This is a genomic window from Nocardioides nanhaiensis, assembly GCF_039542785.1.
GTDB lineage: Bacteria > Actinomycetota > Actinomycetes > Propionibacteriales > Nocardioidaceae > Nocardioides > Nocardioides nanhaiensis.
The window spans coordinates 16,942-32,025 of record NZ_BAABIM010000005.1 but is presented as its reverse complement, the minus strand read 5'-3'; the positions used below and the strand labels follow the sequence as shown (position 1 = coordinate 32,025).

Below are 15,084 nucleotides of genomic sequence, written 5' to 3'. Positions count from 1 at the left end.
CTCCTGGCTGCTCACTCGTCTCTCCCCTCGACGCGCATCACCGAGGTGACCTCGCGGACGATCTCCATGCCGCGCAGCTGCTCCACGGTCGCGCTCAGCTGGGCGTCGGTGGCCTCGTGGCTCACCACCACCAGCTGGGCGTCGGCGCCGCGGCCCTCCTGGCGCACGGTCTGGATGCTCACCCCGTGCTCGGAGAAGGCCATCGCCACGGTGGCGAGCACGCCGGCGCGGTCGTCGACGTCGATGGCCACGTGGTAGCGCGTCCGGGTCTCCCCCATCGGCAGCACCGCGCGCTGGGCGTAGGCCGACTCCCCCACGCCGCGGCTGCCGGCGAGGTGGTTGCGGGCGACGGTGACCAGGTCGCCGAGCACGGCCGACGCGGTCGGCGCGCCGCCGGCACCCGGACCGTAGAACATCAGCTGGCCGGCGGCCTGGGACTCCACGAACACCGCGTTGTAGGCCTCGCGCACGCTGGCCAGGGGGTGGCTGCGCGGGATCATCGCCGGGTGCACGCGCACGCTGACGGCGTCGTCGTTGAGCTCGGCGATGGCCAGCAGCTTGACCACGCTGCCGATGTCGGCGGCCGAGGCGACGTCGGCAGCGGTGACGTCGGCGATGCCCTCGCGGTACACGTCGGAGGCGGTGACACGGGTGTGGAACGCCAAGCTGGCAAGGATGGCGGCCTTGGCGGCGGCGTCGAAGCCCTCGACGTCGGCCGTGGGGTCGGCCTCGGCGTAGCCGAGCTCCTGGGCCTCCTCGAGCGACTCCGTGAAGCCGGCGCCGGTGGAGTCCATCTTGTCGAGGATGAAGTTGGTGGTGCCGTTGACGATGCCCAGCACCCGGGTCACGCGGTCACCGGCCAGCGACTCGCGCAGGGGCCGCAGGATCGGGATGGCCCCGGCCACCGCCGCCTCGTAGTAGAGGTCGCGTCCGGCCTTCTCGGCGGCCTCGAAGAGCGTGGGGCCGTCCTCGGCCAGCAGGGCCTTGTTGGCCGTCACCACGCTGGCGCCGTGCTCGAGCGCGCTCAGGATGAGCGACCGCGCGGGCTCGATGCCGCCGATCACCTCCACCACCAGGTCGACGTCGTCACGCGCCACCAGGCCCGCGGCGTCGGTGGTGAGCAGCCCCGGGGGCACCTCCACCTCGCGCGGCGCGTCGATGCGGCGCACCGCCACGCCGGCCAGCTCGACCGGCGCGCCCACTCGGGCCGCGAGGTCCTCGGCCTGCTCCTGGAGCAGCCGCACCACCTGGGAGCCCACCGATCCGCAGCCCAGCACCGCCACCCGCAGCACGGGCCCACCCTCGCTCATCACGCACCCACGTCCGTCGCCAACAGGTCGTCCTCAGTCTCGCGTCGCACGAGCACGCGCGCGACGCCGTCCCGCACCGCGATCACCGGCGGACGCAGCGCGTGGTTGTAGTTGGAGGCCATCGAGCGGCAGTAGGCGCCCGTGCCGGGCACCGCCACCAGGTCCCCGGGCGTGACGTCGCCGGGCAGGAACTCGTCCTTGACCACGATGTCGCCGGCCTCGCAGTGCTTGCCCACCACGCGTGCCAGCACCGGCGGCGCCTCGGAGCGACGGCCGGCGAGGGTGCAGGAGTAGTCGGCGTCGTAGAGGGCGGTGCGGATGTTGTCGCTCATGCCCCCGTCGACGCTCACGTAGGTGCGCACCGCTCCCCCGTCCAGGCGCACGGGCTTGACTGTGCCGACGGTGTAGACCGTGCACATCGCCGGCCCGGCGATCGCCCGGCCGGGCTCGATGGAGAGCCGCGGCCGTGCCAGCCCGAGCGCACGGCACTCGTGCTCGACGATCGCGGTCATCTCCGCGGCCAGCCGCGCCGGCTCGGCGGGGTCGTCCTGGGTGGTGTAGGCGATGCCGAAGCCGCCTCCCAGGTCCATCTCGGGCAGCTCGACGCCGAGCTCGGCCGCCGCCCGGGCGTGGAGCGCCAGCACGCGTCGCGCGGCCACCTCGAAGCCCGAGGAGTCGAAGATCTGGCTGCCGATGTGGGAGTGCAGGCCGGCCAGCTCGAGGTGCTCGGCGTCCAGCACCCGCCGCACGGCCTCGAAGGCGTCGCCGGAGGTGATCGAGAAGCCGAACTTCTGGTCCTCGTGGGCGGTGGCGATGTACTCGTGGGTGTGCGCCTCGACGCCGGCGGTGACGCGCACCATCACGGTCTGGGTGCGGCCGAGGTCGGCGGCGGCCGCGGCCAGTCGCTCGATCTCGACGAAGGAGTCGACGACGACGCGGCCGACGCCGGCGTCGACGACGCGGCGCAGCTCGGGCAGACTCTTGTTGTTGCCGTGGTAGCCGACCATGGCCGGGTCGACGCCCGCGCGCAGGGCGACGGTGAGCTCGCCGGGCGAGCACGTGTCGAGGTGCAGCCCCTCCTCGGCGATCCAACCCGCGACCGCCGTGCACAGGAACGCCTTGCCCGCGTAGTAGACGTCGTACTCGGCGAACGCCTCGCGGAAGGCGCGGGCACGGGCCCGGAAGTCGGCCTCGTCGAGCACGTAGGCCGGGGTGTTGAACTCCGCGGCCAGGTCGGGCAGGGCGACGCCGCCCACCACGAGGTCGCCGGAGGCGTCCTTGTGAGCGGTGGCCGACCACAGGTGAGGCACCAGCGCGTTGGGGTCGACGGGCTCGCGCAGCCACGAGGGGCCGCGCAGGGCACCGGGCGCGTGCGCCCAGCCGGCCTCGTGCGTCATCGCGGCACCCCTCACATGCGCTCGGGGGCGGTGACCCCGAGCAGGTCGAGACCGCGTGCCAGCACGGTGCGACTGGCCACGACGAGCAGCAGCCGCGCACGGTTGAGGGGGCCGACGGGCTCCTCGCCCTGGGGCAGCATCCGGCACTCGCGGGTGTCGTACCACTTGTTGAACGCCGAGGTGGTGTCCTCCAGGTAGCGCGCGATGCGGTGCGGCTCGCGCAGCTCGGCGGCGCTCGCCACCACCCGGGGGAAGTCCGCCAGGGCGCGCAGCAGGTCGCGCTCGCGCTCGTGGCTCAGCAACGCCGGGTCGAAGGCGTCGACAGCCTCGCTCGCGTCCGTGCCAGGCAGCGTGACGCCCAGCTGGGCGGCGTTGTTCATCAGCGCGCAGGTGCGGGCGTGGCCGTACTGCACGTAGTAGACGGGGTTGTCGGCCGAGGCGCGGGTGATCTCGGCGACGTCGAGCACCAGCGGGGAGTCGGCCGGGTAGCGGGCCAGGGAGTAGCGCAGCGCGTCGGTGCCGATCTCGTCGACGAGCTCGTCGAGGGTGACCATGGTGCCGGCCCGCTTGGAGAGCCGCAGCTCCTCGCCGTCGCGCATGATCTTGACCAGCTGGCCGATCAGCACCTCGAGGGTCTGGTCGGGGTCGTCGCCCACGCAGGCCGCCATGGCGCGCAGCCGGCCCACGTAGCCGTGGTGGTCGGCGCCCAGCAGGTAGATGCAGCGGTCGAAGCCGCGCGCCCGCTTGTCGAGGTAGTAGGCGGTGTCGGAGGCGAAGTAGGTGAGCTCGCCGTCGGACTTGATGAGCACCCGGTCCTTGTCGTCACCGAAGTCGGTGGTGCGCATCCACAGCGCGCCCGCCTCCTCGTAGACGTGACCGAGCTCGGTCAGCCGGGTGAGGGTCTCGGGCACCGAGCCCGACTCGTGCAGGGCCCGCTCGGAGGACCAGGTGTCGAAGTGGGTGTTGAAGCGCGCCAGCGAGGTCTGCTGGGCCTTCAGCTGCAGGGCGTAGCCGGCCTCGCGGACGGCGACGCGGCGCTCCTCCGCGGAGTCGTCGGGCCCCTCGAAGACCCCGGGGTGCTGCTGGGCCACCGCGGCGGCGAGCTCGTGCACGTAGGCCCCGTGGTAGCCGCCCTCGGGCACCGGGCGCCCCTGGGCCACGGCGATGATCGAGTCGGCGAAGTGGTTCATCTGCACGCCGCGGTCGTTGATGTAGAACTCGCGCGTCACGGTCGCACCCGCCGCTGCCAGCACGCGGCCGATGGCGTCGCCGAGCACCGCCCAGCGGGTGTGGCCCAGGTGCAGCGGCCCGGTCGGGTTGGCCGAGACGAACTCGACGTCGATGGCCTGGCCGGCCAGCGTGGCGGTGTCGCCGTAGGCCGCGCCCGCGGCCACGATGTCGGCGGCCACGCGACCCTGGGCGTCGGCGGCCACGGTCAGGTTGAGGAACCCCGGGCCGGCCACCTCGGCGGCGGCGATGCCCTCGTGGGCGAGCAGCCGCTGCGCCAGCAGCTCACCGAGCGCGCGCGGGTTGGTGCCGGCGCGCTTGGCCAGCTTGAGCGCCACGTTGGTGGCGTAGTCGCCGTGCCCCTTCTCGCGGGGACGCTCGATCGTCACCTCGGCGGGCACGCCGTCGGGCAACGCGAGCGCGCCCTCGTCGACGAGGGCGCCGAGCGCCTCGACGACGGCGCTGGAGAGCTGGGCCGGATTCACGCCGGTCAGCCTATCGGCGGCCTCCGGTTTCCCCCTCACCAGTGGCGACCGGTAGTGTCCGCACCCGGATCGACGCACCCCGCCGGGGACGACGAGCCGATGCCTCCGTAGCTCAGGGGATAGAGCACTGGTTTCCGGTACCAGGTGCCGCAGGTTCGAATCCTGCCGGAGGCACCCACCAGCCGCGCAGCAGCACGCTGCGACGTGCACCGCTGTCCCACATCCCTGACGGTGCCTGTGACGTGCACCGCACGACCCCGGGTACGCCGCCGCGCGCCGGCGTCGGCCGCGGTCGCCGTGGGTACTGTGGGCGGTGCCGCCCCACCCGCGGCACGGCGTCGCCGGACGCCTCTCCCCGCCTCGCTCGCTCGAAGGTCGTGCCCTTGCTGCTGCTCGTCGCTGCCCTCCTCGTGGTGGCGGCGGCCTGCCCCTGGGCGCTGCTGCGGTTCGGCCGCCGCGCGTTCGGCGTCATCGCCCTGGCGCCCCTGGCGGGTGCGGTGTGGATCGCCGCCCAGGGCCCGCGCGTGCTCGACGGCGACCCGCTCGAGGAGGTCCACCCCTGGGTGGGCAGCATCGGGATGGACCTGGCCTTCCAGCTGGGCCCCCTGCAGTGGGTGATGGCCCTGGTGGTGCTCGGCATCGGCGCCGTCGTGCTGGCCTACTGCGGCTGGTACTTCCACGCGGACAGCGTGGGCGTGCCCCGCTTCGCGGGCGTGCTGGTGGCCTTCATGGCCGCGATGCTGGGGCTGGTGCTGGTCGACGACCTGCTGCTGCTCTACGTCTTCTGGGAGGCCACCACGGTCTTCTCGTTCCTGCTCGTCGGCCACGACCCCACCCGGCGCTCCAGCCGCCAGTCCGCGCTGACGGCGCTGATCGTCACCACGCTCGGCGGCCTGGCGATGCTGGTGGGCGCCATCGTGCTCGGCCAGGAGGCCGGCACCCACCGGATCAGCCAGATCCTGGCCGACCCGCCCTCCGGCGCGGCCGTCACGGTGGCGGTCCACCTGCTGCTCGTGGGGGCGATCTCGAAGTCGGCCCTCGTGCCGTTCCACTTCTGGCTGCCCGGCGCGATGGCCGCCCCCACCCCGGTCAGCGCGTACCTGCACGCCGCCTCCATGGTCAAGGCCGGCGTGTACCTGGTGGCCCTGCTGGCGCCGGCCTTCGCCGCGACACCGGGGTGGCGTCCCGTGCTGCTGGTCCTCGGGCTCACCACCATGCTCCTCGGCGGTGTGCGCGCCCTGCGCCAGCACGACCTCAAGCTGCTGCTGGCCTACGGCACGGTGAGCCAGCTGGGCTTCCTGGTGCTCGTGGTCGGCGTGGGCTCGCGCAGCGCCCTCGTCGCGGGCATCGCGCTGCTGCTGGCGCACGCGCTGTTCAAGGCCACGCTGTTCCTCGTCGTCGGCGTCATCGACCGGTGCGCGGGCACGCGCGACCTGCGCCGGCTCACCGGCCTGCGGCAGCGGATGCCGGTCGTCGCCGTGGCCGGCACGGTGGCAGCGGCCTCGATGGCGGGGCTGCCGCCACTGCTGGGCTACCTGGCCAAGGAGTCGGTCTTCGTCGCGCTGGTCGACGTGGCCGCCGAGGGCGACGGCACCGGGCTCGAGGGAGCCGCCGGCTGGCCGCTGCTCGCCGGCACCGTGCTGGGCTCGGCCCTGACCGTCGCCTACTCCGCCCGCTTCGTGTGGGGCGCCTTCGGCACCCGAGAGGTCGACGCCGACCGCTCCCCCGCCGCGCCCGCCTCCCCCGTCAGGCCGCCCCGAGCCGGGTTCGTCGCCGGCCCGGTGCTGCTGGCTCTCGGCTGCGTGGCGCTCGGCTTCGCCGGTGGGCCGCTGACCCGCGCCCTGGGCGGGGTGGGCGGCACCCTCCCCGTGGGCGCCCACGAGCCCGAGCTGGTGCTGTGGCACGGCGTGGGCCTCCCGCTGCTGGCCACCGTCGTCGCGATCCTCGGGGGCGTGCTGCTGGTGGCCGCGCGGACCCCCGTGGAGCGCTGGCAGGCGCGACTGGCCCACGACCTCTCCCTGGAGCGGGCCTACCGCGCCTCGATCCGGCTGCTCGACCGCGCCGCCGTCGAGGTGACGGCCGTGGTGCAGCGCGGCTCGGCGGCGGCCTACCTCGGCATCATCCTGCTGGTCGTCGTCCTGCTGCCGGGCTCCACGCTGCTGCAGGGGTGGCGCGACATCACCGTCCGTGCCTGGGACCTGCCGGCACAGGTGCCCGTCGGCGTGGGCGTGCTGGTCGCGGCGGTCATGGCGGTCCGGTCGCGACGCCGGCTGCGGGCGGTGCTGCTGGCCGGGGCCACCGGCTACGGCACCGCGCTGCTGTTCGTGATGCAGGGCGCACCCGACCTGGCGCTCACCCAGGTGCTGGTCGAGACGATCACGGTCGTCATCTTCGCCCTCGCGCTGCGCCGGCTGCCCGAGTACTTCACCGACCGCCCGCTGAGCCGCCAGCGCTACTGGCGCGTGGTCCTGAGCGTCGGCGTGGCCGTCGTCGGCGCCGGCTTCATGCTGGTGGCCGCGGGCGCGCGCACGGCGACGCCGGTCTCGGCCACCATGCCCCAGGAGGCTCTGGACTACGGGGGCGGCGAGAACATCGTCAACGTCATCCTGGTCGACGTGCGCGCCTGGGACACGCTCGGCGAGATCGCGGTGCTGGTCGTGGCTGCCACCGGCGTGGCCAGCCTGGTCTTCGTGCGCCACCGCGGCGCCGGGATCCGCCGCGTCCACGAGATCCCCTACCCCGCCGGTGTCGCGAAGCAGGCCACCCGCCCGGGGCGCCGCGCCTGGCTGCCTGCCCCCCGCACCATGGCGCCCGAGAACCGCTCGATCATCTTCGAGGTCGTCACCCGCCTGCTGTTCCACACCGTCATCGTCTTCTCGATCTACCTGCTCATCGCCGGCCACAACGAGCCCGGCGGCGGATTCGCCGCCGGCATGGTCACCGGTCTGGCGCTGGTGATCCGCTACCTCGCCGGCGGCCGGTACGAGCTCGACGAGGCCGCGCCGGTCGACGCCGGCCGCCTCATCGGCGCCGGCCTGGTGGTCGCGGCGGTCTCCGCGCTGCTGCCGATCGCCGTCGGCGGCGCGGTGCTGCAGAGCGCCGTCGTGGACGTGCACGTGCCGCTGGTCGGCGACCTGCACCTGGTCTCCTCGGTGCTGTTCGACGTGGGGGTGTACCTGGTGGTCGTGGGTCTGGCACTCGACCTGCTGCGCGCGCTGGGCTCCCACATCGACCGGCAGCTGGTCCGCGAGCGGCGCGAGGCCGAGACCGAGGCCACGACCCCGGAGGCGCAGGTGAGCGCCCCGTGAGCGTCAACCTCGCCCTCGTGCTGATCGCCGCCGGCCTGATGGGCTGCGGCACCTACCTCATCCTCGAGCGCAGCCTGTCGCGGGTGCTCGTGGGTCTGGTCGTGATGGGCAACGGCGTCAGCCTCAGCTTCCTGGTGGCCGGGGGGCGCAACGGCGCGGCGCCGGTCCTCGACGAGACCGCGCCCACCGAGCCGCTGGCCGACCCCCTGCCGCAGGCGATGGTCCTGACGGCGATCGTGATCATGCTGGCCACGACCGCGTTCGTGCTCGCGATGGCCTATCGCAGCTGGCAGCTCAACGGCCACGACGACGTCCAGGACGACGTCGAGGACGCCACCATCCGCCGTCTGGCCGACGCCGACGTGACCTCGGAGGCCTACTCGGCGGTCACCGACACCGAGCCCGAGGGCGACGACCCGCGCCAGGGCGCCCCAGCACCGGACGACAGGAGGGCCGAGCGATGACCAGCGCTCTCGTGCCACTGCCCGTGGCGTTGCCCCTGCTGGGCGCCGGGCTGTCGCTGGTGCTGGGTCAGCACCCCCGGATCCAGCGCTGGGTGAGCATCACCGTGCTGCTCGCCATCGTGGGCGTGGCCGGCGTGCTGCTGGTGCAGGCCGACCGCTCGGGGCCGCAGGTGCAGTGGGTGGGTGGCTGGCCGGAGACGCTCGGCATCGTGCTCGTGGCCGACCGGCTCGCAGCTCTGATGCTCCTCATCAGCGCCCTGGTGACCCTCGCGGTGCTGCTGTACTCCATCGGTCAGGGCATGACGGAGGACGACGAGGGAGCACCGCTCTCGGTCTACCACCCGACCTTCCTGGTGCTGGTCGCCGGCGTCGCCAACGCCTTCCTGGCCGGTGACCTGTTCAACCTCTTCGTCAGCTTCGAGATGCTGCTCTTCGCCAGCTACGTGCTCCTGACCCTGGGCGGCACCGCCGCGCGGGTGCGCGCCGGCACGATCTACGTGCTGGTCAACCTGCTCTCCTCGATGCTGTTCCTGATCTCGATCGCGGTGGTCTACGCAGCGACGGGCACCCTGACCCTCGCCCACCTGGCCGACCGCATCGCCGACCTGCCCGACCACGTCTCGCTGATGCTGCAGCTGCTGCTGCTCACCACCTTCTGCATCAAGGCGGCGGTCTTCCCGCTCTCGTTCTGGCTGCCCGACAGCTACCCGACCGCCCCCGCCCCGGTCACCGCGGTCTTCGCCGGCCTGCTCACCAAGGTCGGCGTCTACGCGATCCTGCGGATGCAGACGCTGCTGTTCCCGGAGAGCCCCCTGACCGGACTGCTGCTGTGGGCGGCGCTGCTCACCCTGCTCGTGGGCATCCTGGGCGCCATCGCGCAGTCCGACATCAAGCGCATGCTCTCCTTCACGCTCGTCAGCCACATCGGCTACCTGGTGCTCGGCATCGCGCTGGCCAACCGGGCCGGGGTCTCGGGGACGATCTTCTACATCGTCCACCACATCACCGTGCAGACCGCCCTGTTCCTGGTGGTGGGCCTCGTGGAGCGCCGCGCGGGCAGCACCTCGCTGCTGCGCATCGGCGGCCTGGCGCGGCTCGCGCCCCTGCTCGGCGTCCTGTTCTTCATCCCGGCCATGAACCTGGCCGGCATCCCGCCGTTCTCGGGGTTCATCGGCAAGGTCGGCCTGCTCCAGGGCGCCCAGCAGCAGGGCACCTGGTTGGCCTGGGTGCTGGTCGCCGGCGGCGTCGTCACCAGCCTGCTCACCCTCTACGCCGTCGCCAAGACGTGGGCCGTGGCCTTCTGGCGCACCCCGGAGCAGGCGCACGAGGCGTGGCAGGAGGCCGGCTCGGTCGTCGCCGAGGCCGCCGAGCAGGAGCAGGGAGGAGGGCGGGGCCGCCGCCGGGCGCGGGGGGCCGGTGCCGCACGGTCGCACCACCCCGACAGCCCCGGCGGGCTGGTGTCCAGCACCGACCTCGAGGAGGTCCGCGCCCTGCGCGACGAGGACACCCCCGTGCGCGACCTGCACCAGCTGATCGAGGCCGGTGAGGACACCCGCACGATGCCGATCAGCATGGTCGGCCCCACGGCAGGCCTGGTGGCGCTCAGCGTGGCCCTCACCGTGGTGGCGGGCCCGCTCTTCGCCTACACCGACCGCGCCGCGGACGACCTGCTCGACCGCACCGCCTACGTGCAGGCCGTGCTGCCCGAGGGGGCGCCGTGAGCCCGCGCACCCGCACCCGGCGCGACGGGTCGACGCGACCGGCGCGCCACCGCGCCGTCCAGCCGGCCGCCGTCGCGTGGCTCACCGTCGCGTGGCTGCTGCTGTGGGGGTCGGTGAGCGTGAAGCTCGTGCTCTCCGGCGTGATCGTGGCGGTGCTCGCCTGCCTCGCCTTCCCGCTGCCGCCGGTGCGGCTGCACGCACGGGTGCGACCCTGGCCGCTGCTGCGGCTGGTCGTGGTCTTCCTGGCCTCGGTGGTGCGCGCCAGCCTGGAGGTCTCGTGGGTGGTGGTGCGCCGCGCACCGCTGCGCAACGCCGTCGTGGCCCTGCCGCTGCGCACCACCTCGGACTTCGCCCTCACCGGCATCGCCTCGATCCTCTCGCTGGTGCCGGGCTCGGTGGTCGTGGAGGCGCGCCGCTCCACGCACACCCTCTACCTGCACGTGCTCGACACCCCCGACGCGGAGGCCGTCGAGCGCTACCGGGCGCAGGCGCGCCTGGTCGAGGAGCGGTTCCTGGCCGCGTTCGTGCCCGACGAGGAGGTGGTGACCCGGTGAGCGCGCTGGAGGTGCTGCTGGCCGCTGCCGCCGTGCTGCTGGGTGTGGCACTGGTGCCGCTGCTGACCCGGCTGACCATCGGCCCGACCATCCTGGACCGCAGCGTGGCCCTCGACGTCGTCATGGCCCTGACCATCGTGGCTGTCTGCCTCGTGACGGTCGCGACCGGAGAGGTCTACGCCCTGCCGGTGCTGCTGGCGCTGAGCACCGCCGGGTTCGTCGGTGCGGTGAGCATCGCCCGGTTCGCCAGCGGCAGCGACGACGTGGACGGTGAGGACGCCGAGCGCGAAGCCCGTGACGAGACGCGGGGTGAGGGGCGGTGAGCACCGTGCTGGACGTCGTGGGCGGCGTGCTGCTGCTGACCGGCGCGGGGTTCGCGCTCGTCGCCGCCCTGGGCGTGCTGCGCCTGCCGGACCTGCTCAGCCGCATGCACGCGGCCACCAAGCCCCAGGTGATCGGGCTGCTGCTGGCCCTGACCGGCACCGCCCTGTGCCTGCGCCAGCCCGCCGTGCTGGGCCTGCTGCTGCTCGTGGCGATCACCCAGATGGCCACCAGCGTGGTGGCCAGCCACATGGTGGCCAGGGCGGCCTACCGCGCCGGCCACCTGCGCCGCGACCTGCTGGTCGTCGACGAGCTGGAGCAGGAGCAGACCCCCGACTGGCGCGAGCCGCGCGGCGCGCCCTGATCAGGGGGGCGTGACCTCGCCGAGGTCGAGCTTGCGGGCGATCTCGGGGGCCAGGTACTCCGAGTAGGGCATCGAGATGTGCTCGACGTCGCGATGGGTCACCAGGTCACCGACGACGGTGGGGCACACGTCGTCCCAGCAGAACCACTGCTCGGTCTCGAGGAACTCCGCCCCCGTGGCCTCGGCGGCGCGGCGGGTCGCGTCGGCCATCACGATCGAGCGCTCCTCGGGCGGCGAGAGACAGCCGCGCAGGGTGGGGTCGCGCTCGGTGAGGCACTTGACCGGGCTGATCTCGTGGATCGGCGGGTCCCCCAGGATGACCGTGCGACCGCTGTAGGGCTGGATCCGCTCGATCTGCGCCTCCATGCCGGACTCGACCATCGCCTCGACGCCGGCGTCGTCGACCACCTGCTCGCCGTTCTCGTCGGCGTACCCGCGCTCGTTGGCGTCGGTGCCCATCAGCGTGATCTCCGGACGCATCTCGCGCACCTGCTCGGCGGCCCAGTCCTGGAACTCCGCGCACGCCTCGTTGGGCCCCGTGCCGTTGGCCAGCCACGGCGTCTGGTCGACGGCGGGACAGCCCTCGCGCACCAGGAAGTAGGCCACGTAGCCGCGCTGCTCGGCGATGCGCTCCAGGGCGGGGATCCACTGGCGGGCGTGCGAGTCCCCGATCAGGATCATCGTCTTGTCGCCCTCGAGGTCGCCTCGCGGGCAGAGCCCCAGCTCCTCGGTGGGGACGCCGAAGTACTCGCAGTCGCCGAGCGGCGGGATGTTCTCCTTCAGCACCAGCGGGTCGGGGTCCAGCCCGGCCGGCACCTCCATGCCGTTGCGCGCGGCGAGCACCGAGGCCTGCACGAGTGCGCGGTAGGGGTCCTCGCTGAAGTCGGCGGTGGGGGCGTCGTCGGCCTGGCCGTAGTTCTCGGTCGAGATCGCCGAGCCGCCGTCGTCCAGACCGGCGCGCACCACGTGGTTGGCGGCGGCCACCGAGGGCACGACCACCATCACCATGGCCGGGTAGAGCAGCAACGAGCGGGTGCGACCGCGGGTGGGGCGGGTGAGCAGCCCGGCGGTCCGGAAGGGGGTCTCGACGAACCGGTAGGTCAGCGCGGCGAGCACCGTGGCCACCGCGAGCACCAGCACCCCGCGCAGGCCCGAGACCTCGCCGTAGCGGTACTCGGCGACGATGATCAGCGGCCAGTGCCACAGGTAGAGCGAGTAGGACCAGTCGCCGACGGCGCGCAGCGGCGCCAGCGAGAGCATCCGCTGCGGACCCCACGTGGTGATCGAGGAGCCGGCCCCACCGATGATCAGCAGCACCGCGCCGACCACGGGCAGGGCGGCGGCGTAGCCCGGGAACGCCGTGGCGGGCGTGTAGGCGAGCGCGGCCACCACGACCATGCCCAACCCCACCCAGGAGCCGGCGGCCAGCGCACCGGGCCGCACGCGCGAGATCCAGGGCAGCGCGGCTGCCGCCAGCGCCCCGAGACCCAGCTCCCACGCACGGGCGGGCGTGGAGAAGTAGGCGCTGAGCGGGCTGGTGCTGGTGGCGTACAGCGACCAGGCGAAGGAGGCCGTGACCGCGACCACCAGCACCAGCAGCGCTGGTCGGTGCGGCCCGCCGAACCGGCGCCGCAGCAGCACCAGGACGCCCAGGAGCAGCAGCGGCCACACGAGGTAGAACTGCTCCTCGACCGCCAGCGACCAGTAGTGCTGGAGCGGCGAGGCCGGCTGGTCGGCGGCGAAGTAGTCGGTGCTGTCGATCGCGAACTTCACGTTGGCCGCGAAGAAGGTGGCCCACAGCGCCTGCTCCCCCACCAGCAGCGCGGCGCCGCCGTCGAGGAACAGCACGGCCAGGGCGATGGTCGCCAGGATCACCAGCAGCGCCGCGGGGAGGATGCGGCGCGCTCGGCGGGCGTAGAACTCGCGCAGCGAGACGGTGCCCGAGCGGTCTGCCTCGCGCAGCAGCAGCGAGGTGATCAGGTAGCCCGAGATCACGAAGAAGACGTCGACGCCCACGAAGCCGCCGGTGAAGGGGCCCACGTTCGCGTGGTCGAGCGCCACGAGGCCCACCGCGAGGGCGCGCAGGCCCTGGATGTCGGCCCGGAAGCCCCCATGGATCACGCTCTGCGCCCTGCTCCGCACGTCGGGGGACTCTAGTTCAGCAGGCACGCTGATCCGGTATCACCGGGCCCGGCGGCAGGTCCGGCGGCAGGTTCAGCACCGGGAGATGACCGCGTCGCGGCGCGCGTCTTCGCCGTAGCGCCGGGCCGCGGCGACGTCGGGGATCACCACGCTGGCGCCGTTGATGTCGCCGATCCCGCCCTGCAGCACGCACCCGGTGATCTTCGTGGGGTCGACCTGCGCCACCGTCTGCGCCAGCCGGAAGAGCTCACCCGGGGGGAGGTCGGTGCTCAGGTTGCGCAGCACGCTCTGCACGCCGCGCGCGATGAAGCCGGGCTCGTCGCTGCGGGCCGCGATCGCGTCACGGATGCCGCGCAGCACGATCTGCTGGTTGGCCGAGCGGTCGAAGTCGCCGCCGGGCAGCTCCTTGCGGATGCGGGCGAACGCCATCGCGCCGTAGCCGTCGAGCCGGATCCGGCCGGCCTCGAAGCCCAGCGGCTTGAGGTCGGAGTCGCGGAAGGCCCGCGGGTTGCGGACGGTGATGCCCCCGATGTCGTCGACGAGGTCCTCGAACAGCGGGAAGCGGGTGACCATCACGTAGTCGGGCCGGATGCCCACGAGCTCGCCCACGGCGTCGCCCATCGTGCGCGGGCCGCCGTAGAACAGCGCGGCGTTGATCCGGTCCGAGCCGTAGCCCGGGATCGAGACGTAGGAGTCGCGGGGGATGCCGATCGTCGTCGCGGCACCGGTGCGGGTGTGCAGGCCCACCAGCTGGAGCGCGTCGCCGCGCACCCGCAGCATGTCCTCGCCCGGACGGGCGTCGGAGCCGACCGCGAGGATCCACACCACCTCGTCGGCACCGGCGGCCGGGTCCACGCCCGCGGCGCGGTCGACCTGCACCAGCGCCACCTGGGGCGGGCGGGGCGCGGCGTCGGGCACCAGCAGCGCACTGACCGTGAGCACCACCGCCAGCGTCACCAGGCGTCGCACCCGCGCCAGCGTGCCTGGCGCCTGCCCCGCGCTCATGCCCGCCCCCGCGCCACGTCGTAGCCGAAGACGCGCCAGCCACCGCTCGCACCGTCCGCGCCGGGGACGTAGGTGAGGAACAGGTCGGCGCTCACCCGGTCGCGGCGCTGCACCTGGCCGCTCAGCTGCAGCTCGAGCACGGTGCGCGCGGTGACGCCGACGGCGCGGCCGCGCACCGCGAGGACGTCCAGGCGCACCTGCCGCCGGGTGGCGCGCACGCCGTCGAGCCGGTCGGCGAGGTCGGCGTTGCTCATCAGGGCGCGGTCGCGCAGCGCCCGCTCGCGCGCCACGGGCGTGAATCCCGCGAACGCGCCGTCGAGCACCTCGTCGGCTGCCCGCGGGTACTCGCCCTCGGTGAACGCCGCGTCGATCCAGTCGTCGACGACGGCGACGACCCGCTCCTGCAGGCGGTCGCGGTCGGCGGCGGGCAGCCGCCCGACGACGCTGGCCAGCTCCGCCCGGGTCGTCAGCGGAGGGGGCCCGGTCTCGGCGGGGGCCGAGGTGGCGGGGGTCTCGGGGCCACCCGACTCCTCGGCCCCGCCGGAGCAGCCGGCCAGCAGCACCACGGCCGCGAGCACCGACGTGACGGCGGCCACGACGCGCGCGACCCGCAGCGGTCGTTGTGTGCGCAGTGGTCGTATCGGTCGTTCCGGGGGTCTCATCCGGGGGGCTCTCCTGGTCACGTCCTGGCTGGTCAGGGCCGGCGAGCGGGGTCACCACCGGCCATCGAGCAGTGGCACACCCTGCCTGCGTGCACCAGCGTGCCCGAAACCGCCCCCTCACCCG

The 15,084-nt window shown here is 73.6% G+C and carries 12 protein-coding genes and 1 tRNA gene; 7 read left to right on the top strand and 6 right to left on the bottom strand.

Features of this window, described 5'->3' with window-relative positions; all coding sequences use genetic code 11:
- Positions 1 to 11 precede the first annotated feature (11 nt).
- Genes ABD948_RS19830 through argS form a run of 3 tightly spaced genes read right to left on the bottom strand, consistent with a single transcriptional unit; the run spans position 12 to position 4,419 of the window.
- On the bottom strand, positions 12 to 1,310 hold the full coding sequence (locus ABD948_RS19830) for a homoserine dehydrogenase (protein ID WP_345271351.1): 1,299 nt from the start codon (positions 1,308 to 1,310) through the stop codon (positions 12 to 14).
- Positions 1,310 to 2,707 carry a diaminopimelate decarboxylase gene (gene lysA / locus ABD948_RS19825; protein ID WP_345271341.1) on the bottom strand — a complete coding sequence of 466 codons (1,398 nt, stop codon included), beginning with the start codon at positions 2,705 to 2,707 and terminating at the stop codon, positions 1,310 to 1,312. The genes ABD948_RS19830 and lysA overlap by 1 nt, the downstream gene beginning before the upstream one ends.
- A gap of 11 nt (positions 2,708 to 2,718) precedes the next feature.
- Entirely contained in the window at positions 2,719 to 4,419 is a 1,701-nt protein-coding gene (gene argS / locus ABD948_RS19820) for an arginine--tRNA ligase (RefSeq protein ID WP_345271336.1), read from the bottom strand.
- 101 nt (positions 4,420 to 4,520) lie between these two features.
- Here argS and ABD948_RS19815 point away from each other — a divergent pair.
- The 7 genes from ABD948_RS19815 to mnhG all read left to right on the top strand — a co-directional run bounded on the left by ABD948_RS19815 (position 4,521) and on the right by mnhG (position 11,151).
- Positions 4,521 to 4,593: transfer RNA gene (locus ABD948_RS19815), tRNA-Arg, on the top strand.
- 203 nt (positions 4,594 to 4,796) lie between these two features.
- Entirely contained in the window at positions 4,797 to 7,727 is a 2,931-nt protein-coding gene (locus ABD948_RS19810; RefSeq protein WP_345271331.1) for a Na+/H+ antiporter subunit A, read from the top strand.
- Positions 7,724 to 8,191 carry a Na(+)/H(+) antiporter subunit C gene (locus tag ABD948_RS19805; RefSeq protein WP_345271327.1) on the top strand — a complete coding sequence of 156 codons (468 nt, stop codon included), beginning with the start codon at positions 7,724 to 7,726 and terminating at the stop codon, positions 8,189 to 8,191. Before ABD948_RS19810 ends, ABD948_RS19805 begins: the two co-directional genes overlap by 4 nt.
- Positions 8,188 to 9,912, top strand: a complete 1,725-nt coding sequence (locus tag ABD948_RS19800; protein ID WP_345271320.1) for a Na+/H+ antiporter subunit D — start codon at positions 8,188 to 8,190, stop codon at positions 9,910 to 9,912. Before ABD948_RS19805 ends, ABD948_RS19800 begins: the two co-directional genes overlap by 4 nt.
- Entirely contained in the window at positions 9,909 to 10,466 is a 558-nt protein-coding gene (locus tag ABD948_RS19795; protein ID WP_345271314.1) for a Na+/H+ antiporter subunit E, read from the top strand. The genes ABD948_RS19800 and ABD948_RS19795 overlap by 4 nt, the downstream gene beginning before the upstream one ends.
- On the top strand, positions 10,463 to 10,789 hold the full coding sequence (locus tag ABD948_RS19790) for an MrpF/PhaF family protein (RefSeq protein WP_345271299.1): 327 nt from the start codon (positions 10,463 to 10,465) through the stop codon (positions 10,787 to 10,789). The genes ABD948_RS19795 and ABD948_RS19790 overlap by 4 nt, the downstream gene beginning before the upstream one ends.
- A complete protein-coding gene (gene mnhG / locus ABD948_RS19785; RefSeq protein WP_345271291.1) occupies positions 10,786 to 11,151 on the top strand; it encodes a monovalent cation/H(+) antiporter subunit G in 366 nt (121 codons plus the stop codon). Before ABD948_RS19790 ends, mnhG begins: the two co-directional genes overlap by 4 nt.
- Here the strand turns inward: mnhG and ABD948_RS19780 are convergent, their stop codons facing one another.
- The 3 genes from ABD948_RS19780 to ABD948_RS19770 form a co-directional block, all read right to left on the bottom strand.
- Positions 11,152 to 13,293 carry an acyltransferase family protein gene (locus ABD948_RS19780; protein WP_345271286.1) on the bottom strand — a complete coding sequence of 714 codons (2,142 nt, stop codon included), beginning with the start codon at positions 13,291 to 13,293 and terminating at the stop codon, positions 11,152 to 11,154.
- Positions 13,294 to 13,365: 72 nt separating this feature from the next.
- Positions 13,366 to 14,298 (bottom strand): LCP family protein, encoded by a 933-nt coding sequence (locus ABD948_RS19775; protein WP_345271281.1) that lies wholly within the window; start codon positions 14,296 to 14,298, stop codon positions 13,366 to 13,368.
- Positions 14,295 to 14,894 (bottom strand): hypothetical protein, encoded by a 600-nt coding sequence (locus tag ABD948_RS19770; RefSeq protein ID WP_345271273.1) that lies wholly within the window; start codon positions 14,892 to 14,894, stop codon positions 14,295 to 14,297. The genes ABD948_RS19775 and ABD948_RS19770 overlap by 4 nt, the downstream gene beginning before the upstream one ends.
- Positions 14,895 to 15,084: the final 190 nt, after the last annotated feature.